The organism is Sphingopyxis sp. 550A, from assembly GCF_053569535.1.
Genome location: NZ_CM131615.1, coordinates 4,407,124 through 4,421,597 on the forward strand (window position 1 = coordinate 4,407,124; position 14,474 = coordinate 4,421,597).

A 14,474-nucleotide genomic window follows, 5' to 3' on the forward strand; every position below is an offset into this window, starting at 1 on the left:
GAACCCCCGCAATTTTGACAAAGCCTGCTAGAAGCATCGTTCGTGGTCGCCTGCATCGAAAAGGCCGCCGGCTCAAGGGAGCGGGCGGCCTTCCAATGGTCCGGGCGAGAGAAAGAGGGGAGAAGCGCCCGACCGGACGGCTATTTGCCGTTGCAGCGCGCGAGGTCTTCGGCCGTGATCGCCGCGCCGTCGACCGTGAAGCTCTTCACTTCGCCGGCTGCGCGGGCGAGGCTCGCGCACATGATCAGCGGGCGGCTCGTCCCGCGGCCGGCGACGCAACTGGCGCCCTCGCAGGCCCATACGACATCGCGCGCGACGAATTTGGCCTTCGGTGCCGGATTGGCGAGTTCGGCGCGATAATAGGCGCTACCGGCCGCGCCGGCGGCAATCGGCGCGAAAGCGGCAGCGAGAAAGGGCAGCGCAAGCGCCGCTGTTGAAAGTTTCGACATGGGGAGTCCTCCTGTTTTCCTGGGCAGCGCAAAGCGTTGCACGATGCGATGTAGGACATGAGTTGCAAATTGCAACGGACGCCATATATTTTTTGTGCGGGGGGCGATTTTACGTTAGTGCTAGGCTCATGGGAAAATTACGCGAACCGTTGAACGACATTTACGGCAATAATTGCGCGCTGCCGCTCGCGCTCGAAGCGATGGGCGAGCGCTGGTCGTTCATGATCCTTCGCGCCGCCTTCAACGGCGTCCATCATTTCGAGGAGTTCCAGCAGGAGCTCAGCATCGCGCGCAACATATTGTCGAACCGGCTGTCGAAACTCGTCGACCATGGCATCATGGAGCGCGAGGTGATGGCCGAGGATCGTCGCAAGGTGCTTTATCAGCTTACGCAGAAGGGCGTCGAACTGCTGCCCGCGATGATCGCGCTGCGCCAGTGGGGCGAAAAATGGGGCGCCGGCGTGGCATCGACCCCGGTGCTCGTCGACACGACCGACGAGCAGCCGATCGGCCCGGTGACGATCACCGCGCACGACGGCCGGCCGCTCGGCTATGGCGAGCTGGTGTGGAAGCATCGCTCGGAGTTGCAGCCGCTCGGACAGGCGCGCGTACGGATGGCTCCGGTCGCGGCCGAATGACCCCCGGAGCCGCGCGCACGCTTCGCATTTCAATCCCCGGAGGCTGACGATGGCGAGCCAGCCAGCATCGCGGCCGGCGTCGATGCCGCTGTTCGGATTTTCCTCGCCCGGCCCCTTTTTCGGCAACAAGGTGCGGGCGTTCTGGAACCTCCAGTTCCTGGGCTGGGCCGCGTGGCTCGGCCTGCGCGGGGTGTCGGGACTCGCCAACGGCCAATCCTTCACTTTTCTCATCCCGCAGGTGATTTCGGCGATCACCGGCTTTTCGCTGACGCTGATCCTGTCGGTCTGCTATCGCGCCCTGATCAGCCGGCGTCCGATCCTGATGTGGGGCGTCAGCTTCGGCCTCGCCGGACTGGCGACGATGCTCTGGGCGTTCATCGACGCCTGGGTCTCGCAGATCCAGAATCCGGCAAGCGAGGCGGGCTTCACCAGCCTGCTGCTCGGCGCCATCTATATCGACGCGACTTCGCTCGGCGCCTGGTCGGCGCTCTATTTCGCGATCAACTATTTCCTCCAGCTCGAGGAGCAGAACGACCGGATGCTGCGGCTCGAGGCGCAAGCCGCCTCGGCGCAGCTCGCGATGCTGCGCTATCAGCTCAATCCGCATTTCCTGTTCAACACGCTGAACAGCATCTCGACGCTAGTATTGCTCAAACAGTCCGAACCCGCGAACGCGATGCTCTCACGCCTGTCGGCTTTCCTGCGCTACACGCTCGCCAACGAGCCGACCGCGCAGGTGACGCTGGCGCAGGAGGTCGAGACGCTGAAGCTCTACCTCGATATCGAGAAGATGCGCTTCGAGGACCGGCTGCGCCCGCACTTCAACATCGATCCCGCCGCGCAGCGCGCGCGGCTGCCGTCGCTGCTGCTCCAGCCGCTGATCGAGAATGCGATCAAATATGCCGTCACGCCGCAGGAGGAGGGCGCCGATATCACGCTCTCGGCTCAGCTTGCCGGTGAAAAGGTTCGGATTACCGTGTCCGACACGGGGTCGGGATTGTCAGAGGGGGCGGTCGATCCCACCACGGGCGCTGCAACGGAATCGACCGGTGTGGGTTTAGCCAATATCAGGGACCGGCTGGCGCAGGCTTATGGCGATCAGCAACGGTTCGAGGTGCAGTCGGGCGCCGATGGCGGCTTCACGGTTATTATCGAGATTCCGTTCCAGCCCGACGGACAAGTGACGATTGGAACCGAACGCACATGACGATCAGAACCATCCTGGTGGATGATGAAAAATTGGCGACCCAGGGCCTGCAACTGCGGCTCGAAGCGCACGGAGATGTCGAAATCGTCGACACCGCCCAGAACGGCCGCGAGGCCATCCGAAAGATCAAGACCCACAAACCCGACCTCGTCTTCCTCGACATCCAGATGCCGGGGTTCGACGGCTTTTCGGTGATCCAGGGGCTGATGGAGGTCGAGCCGCCGCTCGTCGTCTTCGTCACCGCTTATTCGGACCATGCGATCCGCGCCTTCGAGGCGCAGGCGGTCGACTATCTGGTCAAGCCGGTCGAACCCGAACGGCTCGCCGACGCGCTCGACCGCGTACGCCAGCGACTGGCCGAAAAGCGCGGCGTTGCCGAGGTCGAGCGATTGAAGACCGTGCTCGCCGAGGTCGCCCCCGACGCGGTCGAGGAATATGACGCCGAAACCGCCGCCGAAGCCCCCGCCGCCGACCGCTATGAGAAGATGATCAACATCAAGGATCGCGGCCAGATTTTCCGCGTCGATGTCGACAGCATCGAGCGCATCGACGCCGCGGGCGACTATATGTGCATCTATACCGCCGACAACAGTCTGATCCTGCGCGAGACGATGAAGGATCTTGAAAAGCGGCTCGACCCGCGCAACTTCCAGCGCGTCCACCGCTCGACGATCGTCAACCTGTCACAGGTCAAGCAGGTCAAGCCGCACACCAACGGCGAATGCTTTCTCGTTTTGGGTTCGGGCGCGCAGGTGAAGGTCAGCCGCAGCTATCGGGATGTGGTCGCGCGCTTCGTGCATTGATTGGACTCGCACGAAGCCACGAAGCCACAAAGAATTCTACAATCCGTTCGCCCTGAGCTTGTCGAAGCACCGTTCTTTTTCGCGACTCCGCAAGGAAGAACGGTACTTCGACAAGCTCAGCACGAACGGGATGAGAGGGCTTCTTTGTGGCTTCGTGGCTTTGTGCGAGGCCAGATCGGGACATTCGCGTCTAGAGCATGGTCGTTTTTGACTGAATCGTCATCCCGGCGAAGGCCGGGATCTCGCCGGTGCGTCAGGTCGAGATAGCGAGATCCCGGCCTTCGCCGGGATGACGAGATAAGTAAGAAAGTGTTTCAGCCTAACCCGATCACTATCTAAAGCTGATGCCCCGTCCGGTCGCGCTTCGTCGCGAGATACTGCTCGTTATATTTGTTCGTCGGCAGTGCGAGCGGGATGCGTTCGACCACCGCGACGCCTTCCTTCTCCAGCCGCGCGACCTTTTCGGGGTTGTTGGTCATCAGCCGGATGCGCGGGATGCCCAGCAATTCCAGCATTCGCCCGGCGATCGCGAAATCGCGCGCCTCGACCGGAAAGCCCAGCCGCAGATTGGCGTCGACCGTGTCATACCCCTGATCCTGCAGCGCATAGGCGCGCAGCTTGTTGACCAGCCCGATCCCGCGCCCCTCCTGCCTCAGATAAAGCAGCACCCCCCACGGAGCGTCGGCCATCGCGTGGAGCGCGGCGTGGAGCTGTGGTCCGCAATCGCATTTGAGGCTGCCGAGCACATCGCCGGTCAGGCATTCGCTGTGCAGGCGCACGACGGGGGGCTGGCCATCGCGCTTGCCGATGATCAGCGCGACATGGTCCGAGGCTTCCTCGGGGCTGCGAAAGGCGACGATCTCGGCGCTTTCGCTCGCCTCGACGGGCAAGCGCGCCCGCGCCGCGATTTCGAGCCGTGCCGGGTCGAGCAGCGCGGCGACGTCGCCGGCGCTGCATTCGGTTTCGGTCGCGCCCGACGCTGCGCGCACGAAGAAGGCGGGGAGCAGCCCCGCGTGCCGCGCCATCGTCATCGCGGCCGCCGCCGCGGCCTCGCCGCCGGTGGACGCAGTGCGAAACGGGCCTTTCAGCGGATGCGCGAGGTCGAGCGCGGGGTCGGCGATCGCGAGCGCTGCCGCGACACTATCGGCGGCATTTGAAAGCCGCACCGGCCCCGGCGTTGCGGCGGCGCGCTGGTTGGTGAGCTTCAGCGTCACCGCGCGCTCGCCCGAGATCAGCAGGTCATGGCTGTCGAACGCCGCCAGCGCCGCATCGCGCGCGCTTTCGACCGCGATCAGGTCGAGCGCGCCATCGCCGCCGCCTATCCGGAACGGCCATCCCCGGCGCAGCGCATCGATCGCGCGCGCGGCTCTCCGGGCGCCCATGTCCTTTAGCGCATCGCTCAAATGGCAAACTCCGTCACTAGCGGAATATGGTCCGACGGCCGCTCCCAGCTCCGCGCCGGCTGCACCACCCGATGCGAAACCGCTTTCGGGGCCAGATCGGGGGTCGCCCACATATGGTCGAGCCGGCGGCCGCGGTTCGACGCTTCCCAATCCTTCGCGCGGTAGCTCCACCAAGTATAGAGCGGCGTAGGCGCCGCGACGAAATGGCGGCCGAGGTCGACCCAGTCCGACGCCGCCTGCAGTCGTGCGAGCGTTTCGACTTCGATCGGCGTATGGCTGACGACGTCGAGCAGCGCCCTGTGGTTCCAGACGTCGCTTTCGAGCGGGGCGACGTTGAAGTCGCCGGTCAGGATCGTCGGCGTATCGACCAGCGCGCGCGACCAGTCGGTCATGCGGCCGAAGAAATCGAGCTTCTGGCCGAATTTGGGGTTGAGGGTGCGGTCGGCTATGTCGCCGCCCGCCGGGATATAGACATTGTCGAGCCGGACCCCCGACGGCAGCGTGACGCCGATATGCCGCGCCTCGCCGTTCGCCTGCCAGTCATATTTGCGGATGTCGGTCAGCGGCAGCCTGCTGACGATCGCGACGCCATGGTGCATCCGCTGACCATTGGTGACGATATGGGTATAGCCGAGCTGCTCGAACATGCCCTTGGGGAACAGGCCGCATTCGACCTTCGTCTCCTGCAGGCAGAGGATGTCGGGGGCTTCTTCGCGCAGGAATTTTTCGACGATGCCGATTCGGGCGCGGACGCTGTTGATGTTCCAGGACGCGATGCTTGTCATGCCGTCGGCTCTATCGAGGCGGGATGCGGTTCGCAATGGCGGCGCCGAGAATCATAAACCCCCGTTCCAGGGGCGGTGGAACGGGGGTTCAAGGTCAGCGTTCGTCACGCTCTTGAATGAAGACACCGGGCGATCCGGATGGGGCAACAGGGGGAAACCCAAAAACCGGAGACCCGTTGGCGCCTTCGAGAGTTGAAATAGTCGCCTTTCCCTGTCGCCAAGCTGAACAAGCGCCGCTTCGCTGTCGTTCGTCGGTCAGGGAAGGCCGTTCGTCGATGGCGCGGCGATCACTTGCGCTTGCGCGGGCGCGGGTCGGTCCATTTGAACGCCGAATCGGCGACCGCGACGTTGAACTTCTGGTTGCTGAGGTCGATGCGCGTCCGGTTGTTCTGCGAATCGAGCGCTACCCAGCCGCGCAGGCGCAGGCCCGCCGGCGACGATCCGTCGCGGACGAACACCATGGTGATCGTGCCATATTCGGGGCGTTTCGGATCCTTGACCTCGACGCTCAGCACGTCGCCGCTGCCGGTGGGCAGCACCTTCGCATATTTCGACAGGTCGCGGTCGGGGTCGAGCAGCGCGCCGAGCGGCGAATTCTTGACCGGCCAACTCTGCACCTGCTTCACCTGATAATCGATCATCGTCAGGCGGCTGCCGTCGCCGACGATCAGCAGCGGCACGTCCTTCTGATATTGGAAGCGGATCTTGCCGGGTCGCTTCAGGGTCAGCTTGCCGGACAGCCGCTGGCCGTTGCGGTCGGTCTGGACGAAATCGGCGGTCATCGAACTCGTCGACTTGAGATGCGCCTGCACCGACGCCAGCGCGTTCGCCGACTGGGCAATGGCGGGGGCGGCGACCGCGAGGCCGACGGCAGCAAAAGGGGCGATCATCTTCTGAAAGGTCATCTGGCTCTCTATCTTGCTTGTGGGCCTGCATCATGAGGGTCAGGCATTGAACTCGTCCTGAACTGCCGTTTCATCTCTTCGTCATCCCGGCCTGTGCCGGGATGACGATACGAGGAAGGCGATATTCAATCCCCCTATCGCGGCTGGCCATATTGGTCGGTCAGCACGTCGCGGCGGCCGACGTGGTTGGGCGGGCTCACCAGCCCCTCCTCCTCCATCCGCTCGATCAGGCGCGCGGCGCTGTTGTAGCCGATGCGGAGCTGCCGCTGCAGCCAGCTCGTCGAGGCTTTCTGGCTCTCGGCGACGATCTGGCAGGCTTTCGCATACATGCGGTCCTCGGCGCTGTCGCCGCCCGCGGGGGCGCCTTCCATCGCGAAACCGCCGTCCTCGGGGTCTTCGGTGACGCTCTCCACATAGTCGGGGCGGCCCTGACCGCGCCAGTGATCGGCGACCGCGCGCACTTCGTCGTCCGACACGAACGGGCCGTGAATACGCGTGATCTGCTTGCCGCCGGGGACGTAGAGCATGTCGCCCTTGCCGAGCAGTTGCTCGGCGCCCGCCTCGCCCAGGATGGTGCGGCTGTCGATCTTCGAGGTGACGTTGAAGCTGATACGCGTCGGCAGATTCGCCTTGATGACGCCGGTGATGACGTCGACCGACGGGCGCTGCGTCGCGAGGATCAGGTGGATTCCCGCCGCGCGCGCCTTTTGCGCGAGCCGCTGGATCAGGAATTCGACCTCCTTGCCCGCGGTCATCATCAGGTCGGCGAGCTCGTCGACGACGACGACGATCTGCGGCAGCGGCTGATAGTCGAGCGCTTCCTCCTCATAGACCGGCTGGCCGGTATCGGGATCGTAGCCGGTCTGGACGCGCCGCCCCAGCGATTTGCCCTTGGCGAGCGCGCCGCGCACCTTGTCGTTGTAGGAGGCAAGGTTGCGCACCGACAGCGAAGACATCATCCGGTAGCGGTCCTCCATCTGCTCGACCGCCCATTTGAGCGCGCGGATCGCCTTCTTGGGCTCGGTCACCACCGGGGCGAGCAAGTGCGGAATGTCGTCATAGACACTGAGTTCCAGCATCTTCGGATCGATCATGATCATCTTCACCTGGTCGGGACCGAGGCGATAGAGGAGCGAGAGGATCATCGCGTTCAAACCGACCGACTTGCCCGAGCCGGTGGTACCCGCGATCAACAGGTGCGGCATCGGGGCGAGGTCGGCGATCATCGCGTCGCCGCTGATATTCTTGCCGAGGATGATCGGCAGCGCGCCGCTTTGGTCCTGGAACAGCGCACTGCCGATGATCTCGTGCAGCACCACCGCCTCGCGGTTCGCGTTGGGCAGCTCGATGCCGATAACCGTGCGGCCGGGAATCGGCGCGATGCGCGCCGAGAGCGCCGACATGTTGCGCGCAATGTCGTCGGCGAGGTTCGAGACGCGGCTTGCCTTGGTGCCCGGCGCGGGTTCGAGCTCGTACATGGTGACGACGGGGCCGGGGCGCACCGCCGTGACGACGCCCTTGACCTGGAAATCCTCGAGCACCGATTCGAGCAGCCGCGCATTGCGTTCGAGCGCCGCCTTGTCGATCTGGCCGCTTCGCCCCTCGGGTGCAGGAGTGAGCAGATCGATCGAGGGAAGCTGATAGTTGGTGAACAGCTCGGTCTGTGGCTTGGCCCTGGGCTTCGAGGGTGCGGTGCGCTCGACCGGATCGGCAATCTCGGGCGGGGCACGATCACTCGGCTCGGCGCGCGGGCGCGGGCGAATCACGCGCTCCATCAGATTGGGGGCTTTGGCGCCGGTGTCGGCAACGGCCTTTGCGGGTTCGACGACGCGGCTGCTTGCCGCCGCAGGCAGTTTGAGCCGCGAGGCCCAGCCCTTTTCGAGCCGCAGCGAACGAAAGGCCAGCCATAGGCCCAGGATGATAAGGAACAGGATCGCGGCAACGCGTGCGAGCGCCGCGCCGGGTTCGCCAGCAAGCGCGAAGAGCGGGGTGATCGCGCCGCCGACGACGAGCGCAATGATCCCGCCCCAACCCGCGGGCATCGGCGAGCCGCTCGCGGGCGCCCAGAGTTCGGCGCCCAGTCCGACGAACAGGATTCCGGCGAAGCAGTACGCGAGCTGGCGAACCCAATAAGGCTGCGGTTCGCCGCTCCACAGCCGCCACGCCATGATGCCCAGCAGGGGCAGCAACAGGATGATCGGCGCGCCGCCGATCGACAGGCCAAGGTCGGCGAACCAGGCGCCCGGGCCGCCCATCCAGTTCGCGGCGTTGCCGTTCGCGGCGGTGTTGAGCGCCGCGTCGGTGCTGTCGTAGGTGACGAAGGCGAGCGTCAGGAACAGGGTGAAGGCGGCGAGCGCCACCGCCGCCGCGATCACGAGCGACCGGGCGATGCTCTGGCGGAAAATCGTGCGCCAATCGGCCTTTGCGGCGATGGGCTTGCGGCTGGCCATGCTGGAAACGGTCCTCAACTATTAACCACGGCGATATGCACACGGGGCGGACTCGCCGTCAAGCAGCCCCTCGGCGAGGCGTGCAAGCGTGCACGATATTATTCCGAAGTTCAGGAAAGTTCATCCCAATGCGCGCGTCGGTTCGGGTCTTGCGGCGTACTGGACGCGCCGCGCGATGGCTGCGCCGCAAGCCGGCTAGCGACCGTTTTTGTTCACCAAATAAAAGAGCCGGATGAAGGCTGACACAGCTGGATAATGTAGGAAAGGCCTATTTGAAGCCGATGTCGGCTTCGGGGTGGGGAGCGGCCGTTGAAGGATGGCGCTCCTTTCCCCTCCCGCAAGCGGGAGGGGCAGCGAGACTTACGAACTTTGTTCGTTAGTCGCAGCGGGGTGGGCCCTTGCACCGTCGCTGCCCACCCCCGACCCCTCCCGCCTGCGGGAGGGGAGAGGAGCGGCCGCTTCCGGTCGTTTTCAGACGTTCCTCTCTCTTTCGGTCAAACGCCGTCCTTTTCATCCTGCCCCAAAACGCGCTAGGGCGGGTGCATGACCGAACCTCTGCGTAACGATGTCCTGATCTCCGGTGGCGGCCTCGTCGGTCAGGCGCTGGCTCTTGCCCTTGCCCGCCACGGTCTGTCGTCGCAGATCGTCGATCCCGCCGACCCGGTGGCGACGATCGCGCCGGGCTTCGACGGCCGCGCCTCGGCGATCGCGAGCGCGGTGTGGCGGATGTTCGAGGTCATCGGCATCGCCGACCGGCTCACCGATCACGGCTGCCCGATCCGCGCGATCAAGGTCAGCGACGGCGGGCAGGCTGGCGAGCTCGATTTCGTCACTGCCGAGGATGCCCCGGCCCTGGGAACGATGGTCGAGAATCGCCGTCTCCGCCTCGCGCTCGCGGCGGGGATCGCAGAAGCGCCGCTCGTGCGGCTCTTCGCGCCCGCGAAGGTCGCGGGGCGCGAGGTCGGGCCGCATGGCGTGACGCTGACGCTCGCGGACGGGACGACGCTCGCGGCGCCGTTGCTGATCGTCGCCGAGGGGCGCCGCTCGCCGACGCGCGACGCGGCGGGGTTCAGCATCGCGAGCTGGTCTTATCATCACCATGCCATGATCGGCGCCGTTGCCCACGCGAAACCACATGATCATGTCGCGCACGAAATCTTCTTCCCGTCAGGACCTTTCGCGCTGCTGCCGCTCGTCGACGACGAGCAGGGACGGCATCGCTCGGCGTTCGTCTGGACCGTGTCCGAAAAGGATGGGCCGGGTTTCGCCAAGCTCGGCGACCGCGGCTTCATCGCCGAGCTCGAAAAGCGCGCGGGCGGGCTGCTCGGCGCGATGGAGCTCGTCGCGCCGCGCATGACCTATCCGCTCGGCTTTCATCACAGCGCAAAGATCGTCTCCGACCGCGTCGTCCTCGTCGGCGACGCCGCACACGGCATTCATCCGATCGCGGGACAGGGGCTCAACCTTGGCCTGCGCGACGTCGCGGCGCTGACCGAGGTGCTCGTCGAGGGCGCGCGAATCGGGCTCGATCTCGGCGATGCGGCCTTGCTCGCGCGCTATCAGCGCTGGCGCGGGCTCGACAATCTGATGGTCAGCCTCGCGACCGACGGCCTCACCCGCCTGTTCGGGATTCCGGGCAAGACCGCGTCCGCCGTCCGCCGCGCCGGGCTCGGCGCGGTGCAGCGGATGCCGACGCTCAAGCGCTTCTTCATGGACGAAGCGCGCGGCGAGGCGGGCGACCTGCCGCGCCTGCTGGCGGGCGCCGAGATCTGACCCGATCGTCGGCCCTGTCCGCGCAGGGGCGACGGATATGGGTTTATACTTAAGCGCCCGGCACGCCCCCGCTAACCATCGCGGCCTATCCCTTGTCCTGCGGGCGGCTTGGCCCGCCTAGGATGGGGAACGACCATGTCGGCCAAAAGCGATGCTCTCGAAGATGCCGTCACCGCACTGATCCAGGCGCGCACCGCGCTCGAAGCGGCGCCGGGGCTCCGCGCACGGGCGCGTGTCGACCGCGCCTTCGCCCATCTTCTTGCGCTTACCGCGCCGCGCATCCGCTATTTCACCGGGTCCTATGGCCTCGCCGAGGTTGCCGAGGATGCGGCGCAGGCGTGCGCGATCGCGCTCCACCGCGCCGCCGAACGCTACGATCCGTCGCGGGCGCGCTTCACCACCTATGTCAATTGGCAGATCCGCGCCGAATTGCAGGCGCTGCGCCTGCGTCTCCATGGCGATCAGCGCTGCGCCGGCCGGCGCGCGGCGGGTGCGACGCTGTCGCTCGACGCGCTGGCGGACGAGGGTGTCGATGACGGGCTTGTCGACCCCCGCGCTGAAGCGGCAACCGAGCAGGCGGCCGCCGACGGTCTGGCGAATCTTGTCGCTGATCGACTCGTTGCCGGCTGGGCGATGCGGCGCGAAAAGGCGCTCATGCGCACCCCGCGCGGCGCGGCGGCGCCCGCACGGGTAGCGGCGAAAGTAAGCGAAGAAGGCGCGCTGGTACGCCGCCAACTCACTCACACCGAAGCGTTGATCGAACGGCTCGGCGAGGCCGATCGCCATATCGTGCGTCGCGCCTTCGCCGACATGGCTCGCATGGTGGGCGTCAAGCCGCATTGAGCCTGTACAGAGGGCTACTGCAGCGTCGCGCGCCCATCGTCGCCGTCGAAACGGCCGAAGAATTGCATCATCTGCACGACCAGCTCGGCGCGCGCGTCGATCGGGCTTGTCTCGAGTAGTGCCTGCTTCGCCGCCGCGTCGAATGGCGCGACCTGCGCGATGCCGTTGACCAAAGTCGCGTCGTCGAGCTGGCCGACCGAATCCCAGTCGACGACATAGCCCTGCCGCGCCGCGAAGCGCTTTGCCTCGCGCTCCAGGCTCGCGCGCTCGATGCTCGACAGCACGGCATCGTCTTCGGCTTCGACCTCGATCTCGGCTTCGACCTGACGGAAGGGCGTCGTGACGTCGAGCTCGCGACGGACGCGAAAGCGCGCGACGCCTTCGAGCACCAGGTTGAAGCGCCCTTCGTCGAGCGCCTCGACATCGACGATGCGCCCGACACAGCCGACATCGTAGAGCGCAGGCGGTTCGCGGGCCTCCTCGCCGGGAATCTGACGCGGCTGGATCATCCCGATCTGGCGGTCGCGCGCGAGCACCTCCTGCACCATCGCCTTGTAGCGCGACTCGAAGATGTGGAGCGGCAGGTGCAGCCCCGGAAACAGCACCGCGCCGGGCAACGGAAAGATCGCGATCCGCTGGATGGTGAGGGGTGCGGCTTCGGCCATGACGCGTCAGCCGAACAGGATCAGCGACAGGCGACGGCGCTGCGCCGCGACCCACGGGTCTTCGAGCCCGACCGCCTCGAACAGCGACAGCAGCTTGGCGCGCGCGGCGCCGTCGTTCCATTCGCGATCGGCAGCGACGATGTGCAGCAGATTGTCGGCGGCGGCGTCGCGCTGGCCGGCGCCGATCTGCGCGGCGGCAAGGTCGAAGCGCGCCTGATGGTCGTCGGGGTTCGCCGCGACCGCGGCCTCGAACCCCGCAAGCTCGCCCGCATCGGGAGCATCGGCAGCGAGCGTAAGCGCGCTTTTCGCCTGCGCGATCGCAGGGTCGGTCGCCACATCGGCGGGCACAGCATCGAGCGCCGCCTGCGCCGCCGCCGTATCGCCCGCCAGCAGCAGCGCGCGGATCAGCCCGCCGTGCGCCGCGGCATTGTCGGGCGCCATCTCGACGATCTGCGAAAAAATGCCCGCGGCGCGCGGCCCGTCGCCTTCGGCCAGCACGCCCTCGCCCATGTCGATCAGCGGCGCGATCTCGACCGCGCGGGCGCTCGCCTCGCTCTCGATCGGAAGCTGCGCGAGCAACTGGTCGAGTAGCGCCTTGAGCTGGCTCTCGGTCCGCGCATTGGTCAGGTTGGCGACCGGTTGGCCCTGAAAGATCGCATAGACGGTCGGGATCGACTGGACCTGGAACTGGCTGGCGATGAAGCCGTTCGCATCGACATCGACCTTCACCAGGACGACGCCCTTGTCTGCATAATCTGCGGCCACCTTTTCGAGCACCGGGCCGAGCTGTTTGCACGGTCCGCACCATTCGGCCCAGAAATCGAGGATGACGAGGCTTTTCATCGACGGATCGACGACGTCGCGGCGGAAGGCTTCGACGGCTTCCTTCTCTTGCGGGTTCAGACCGAGGGTGGCCACGGTGATGATGCTCCTTAGTATATACGCATGAGCCCGGCGCGCTTCCGCATGGGCGAAAAAGACTCTTCACGCGCTTATGTGGGATTTGGCGCGCCAATGCCAACCCTTCGCGGAAAAAGCGCAAACAGGGCTTGCCGACTCCGAAAGCCGGTGCTAATCGCGCGCCTCACCCGCTGGGAGCCACCCGTTTCCAGCCGCCAGAGCGGGCGTAGCTCAGGGGTAGAGCACAACCTTGCCAAGGTTGGGGTCGAGGGTTCGAATCCCTTCGCCCGCTCCAGTTTTCATACATTTTCCAGTGACTTAGACCTCCAGGCGCACTGCGACGTTTGGAGACAAAGCGGCCTTTGATGGGGTTTGTCCCCATAATGTCACCACTTGGGATCGTGGCATCGGAAAGAATCTGCAAGGTCGACCATAAGCCATCTACGAATGGGAAGTGGCTGCGGCTATCGCAGGCCGTGTCTGGGCGACCTGTCTGTCGAACATCGATGCAGTTCACGGAAACATCCAATTCCGGTTCCAGTTGTCGTTGCGAATCGCTCAATCGATCGGGGATGAAACCGCGCGCTTCGCAATTGTTGAAGCGTGTGACCGGGTTCCGCTACGCATGTCCAGGCGAAAGCTAAAGGTAGTGGTACGCGCCCCGACGTGCGTTTCCTTGGCTCGGTCACTTTTTTGGGAGATTGATGGGTATCCGATTATTATTCGATTATAAAATGGATGCCACTCTGCCCGAGGCATAACTTCCCGAATGCGACTCATTCTGGTCGCGAATTGGGAAGGAAGAAGCGATGAAGGACTTCAACGAACTGATCGACCTCGGCGCCATCAGCGTCGAAACCCGCGGCATCGAGCCGCTCGGGCCGGTCGACGAAGATCAGGGCGAACATTATCTGTTCGCCGGCGGCATCACGGCCGACGACTGAAAGCGGTGGCGTGCCGCTCGCATGCGGCACGCCATTCGCATTGCCCCGCGCAATTATCGAAATGTCCGCCATGCTGCGATCGGGCCTGCATCACTGCCATTTCAATGGCGCCGTCGTCCTGTTCGATCTCTTCGCCGACCGCTATTTTCTTCTCACCGATCAGTCCGTCGAACGGTTTGACCTCGTGCTTGCCGGTCATGGGACTTCTGCAGATGAAGACCATTTACGTAGTCTCGGCCTTCTCGCTGACGATACAGACCGAAATCCTAGGCTTGCTATACCCCCGCCGGTGGCCGCGCGCAGTCTCGTTGATGAGCCGTCGGCTAAGGCTTCGATGGCGGCGACAATATCCTGTATCTGGGAGCAGCGGAGAGCCCGCCGCGATCTTCAAAACAATTCTCTTAGCGATATTGTAACCGGCCTAGGACGCAGGTCTGATCGACTGGCGCCATCCGGTGCGGACGATTGCCGCGATATTACCGCCGCATTCGTGCGCGCCAAGCGCTATATGTCATCAGATGATCGATGCCTGGTGCGCGGCATTGCCATGACACGGATGCTTGCGCGCCGCGGCGTGGCAGCCTCGCTGGTGTTTGGCGTCACCATGCCCTTCGCCGCCCATAGCTGGGTTCAGGTCGGTGATACCGTGCTGACCGACTCCTTGGATGTTGTTCTCCACTATCGACCGATCTTTGCCGTTTGATGGCCG

Annotated in this window: 14 protein-coding genes and 1 tRNA gene; 8 read left to right on the forward strand and 7 right to left on the reverse strand. The window is 65.0% G+C overall.

Annotated features, from left to right (window positions below):
- Positions 1-140: 140 nt before the first annotated feature.
- Positions 141-449: a CC_3452 family protein gene (locus ACVENA_RS21360; protein ID WP_449326979.1), complete on the reverse strand. Its 309-nt coding sequence runs from the start codon at positions 447-449 to the stop codon at positions 141-143.
- A 128-nt stretch (positions 450-577) separates the two neighbouring features.
- Between ACVENA_RS21360 and ACVENA_RS21365 the strand changes: the two genes are divergently transcribed.
- The 3 genes from ACVENA_RS21365 to ACVENA_RS21375 all read left to right on the forward strand — a co-directional run bounded on the left by ACVENA_RS21365 (position 578) and on the right by ACVENA_RS21375 (position 3,097).
- Positions 578-1,087 (forward strand): winged helix-turn-helix transcriptional regulator, encoded by a 510-nt coding sequence (locus tag ACVENA_RS21365; RefSeq protein WP_257547189.1) that lies wholly within the window; start codon positions 578-580, stop codon positions 1,085-1,087.
- 82 nt (positions 1,088-1,169) lie between these two features.
- On the forward strand, positions 1,170-2,294 hold the full coding sequence (locus ACVENA_RS21370; RefSeq protein WP_449328978.1) for a sensor histidine kinase: 1,125 nt from the start codon (positions 1,170-1,172) through the stop codon (positions 2,292-2,294).
- Positions 2,291-3,097: a LytR/AlgR family response regulator transcription factor gene (locus ACVENA_RS21375; RefSeq protein ID WP_257547186.1), complete on the forward strand. Its 807-nt coding sequence runs from the start codon at positions 2,291-2,293 to the stop codon at positions 3,095-3,097. The genes ACVENA_RS21370 and ACVENA_RS21375 overlap by 4 nt, the downstream gene beginning before the upstream one ends.
- Before the next feature lie 335 nt (positions 3,098-3,432).
- On the opposite strand, the gene ribA is transcribed toward ACVENA_RS21375, so the two are convergent.
- From ribA to ACVENA_RS21395, 4 genes are all read right to left on the reverse strand, one after another.
- Positions 3,433-4,479 carry a GTP cyclohydrolase II gene (gene ribA, locus ACVENA_RS21380; protein ID WP_449328979.1) on the reverse strand — a complete coding sequence of 349 codons (1,047 nt, stop codon included), beginning with the start codon at positions 4,477-4,479 and terminating at the stop codon, positions 3,433-3,435.
- 17 nt (positions 4,480-4,496) lie between these two features.
- A complete protein-coding gene (locus tag ACVENA_RS21385) occupies positions 4,497-5,285 on the reverse strand; it encodes an exodeoxyribonuclease III (RefSeq protein WP_449326980.1) in 789 nt (262 codons plus the stop codon).
- A gap of 287 nt (positions 5,286-5,572) precedes the next feature.
- Positions 5,573-6,190 carry a LolA family protein gene (locus tag ACVENA_RS21390; RefSeq protein WP_449326981.1) on the reverse strand — a complete coding sequence of 206 codons (618 nt, stop codon included), beginning with the start codon at positions 6,188-6,190 and terminating at the stop codon, positions 5,573-5,575.
- Between the two features lie 134 nt (positions 6,191-6,324).
- Complete coding sequence (locus ACVENA_RS21395) at positions 6,325-8,640, reverse strand: DNA translocase FtsK 4TM domain-containing protein (RefSeq protein WP_449326982.1); 2,316 nt, start codon at positions 8,638-8,640, stop codon at positions 6,325-6,327.
- Between the two features lie 543 nt (positions 8,641-9,183).
- Here ACVENA_RS21395 and ACVENA_RS21400 point away from each other — a divergent pair.
- Positions 9,184-10,413: a UbiH/UbiF/VisC/COQ6 family ubiquinone biosynthesis hydroxylase gene (locus tag ACVENA_RS21400; protein WP_449326983.1), complete on the forward strand. Its 1,230-nt coding sequence runs from the start codon at positions 9,184-9,186 to the stop codon at positions 10,411-10,413.
- A 135-nt stretch (positions 10,414-10,548) separates the two neighbouring features.
- Positions 10,549-11,256: a sigma factor gene (locus ACVENA_RS21405; RefSeq protein WP_449326984.1), complete on the forward strand. Its 708-nt coding sequence runs from the start codon at positions 10,549-10,551 to the stop codon at positions 11,254-11,256.
- Between the two features lie 14 nt (positions 11,257-11,270).
- Here ACVENA_RS21405 and ACVENA_RS21410 read toward each other — a convergent pair whose 3' ends face one another.
- Together ACVENA_RS21410 and ACVENA_RS21415 are read right to left on the reverse strand one after the other, a co-directional pair.
- Positions 11,271-11,921: an LON peptidase substrate-binding domain-containing protein gene (locus ACVENA_RS21410; RefSeq protein ID WP_449326985.1), complete on the reverse strand. Its 651-nt coding sequence runs from the start codon at positions 11,919-11,921 to the stop codon at positions 11,271-11,273.
- A gap of 6 nt (positions 11,922-11,927) precedes the next feature.
- Complete coding sequence (locus tag ACVENA_RS21415; protein WP_449326986.1) at positions 11,928-12,839, reverse strand: tetratricopeptide repeat protein; 912 nt, start codon at positions 12,837-12,839, stop codon at positions 11,928-11,930.
- A 202-nt stretch (positions 12,840-13,041) separates the two neighbouring features.
- Between ACVENA_RS21415 and ACVENA_RS21420 the strand changes: the two genes are divergently transcribed.
- The 3 genes from ACVENA_RS21420 to ACVENA_RS21430 all read left to right on the forward strand — a co-directional run bounded on the left by ACVENA_RS21420 (position 13,042) and on the right by ACVENA_RS21430 (position 14,468).
- A tRNA-Gly gene (locus ACVENA_RS21420) sits at positions 13,042-13,116 on the forward strand.
- Positions 13,117-13,630: 514 nt separating this feature from the next.
- On the forward strand, positions 13,631-13,765 hold the full coding sequence (locus ACVENA_RS21425) for a benenodin family lasso peptide (RefSeq protein WP_137865550.1): 135 nt from the start codon (positions 13,631-13,633) through the stop codon (positions 13,763-13,765).
- A gap of 61 nt (positions 13,766-13,826) precedes the next feature.
- A complete protein-coding gene (locus ACVENA_RS21430; RefSeq protein WP_082657704.1) occupies positions 13,827-14,468 on the forward strand; it encodes a lasso peptide biosynthesis B2 protein in 642 nt (213 codons plus the stop codon).
- The last annotated feature ends 6 nt before the right edge of the window (positions 14,469-14,474 follow it).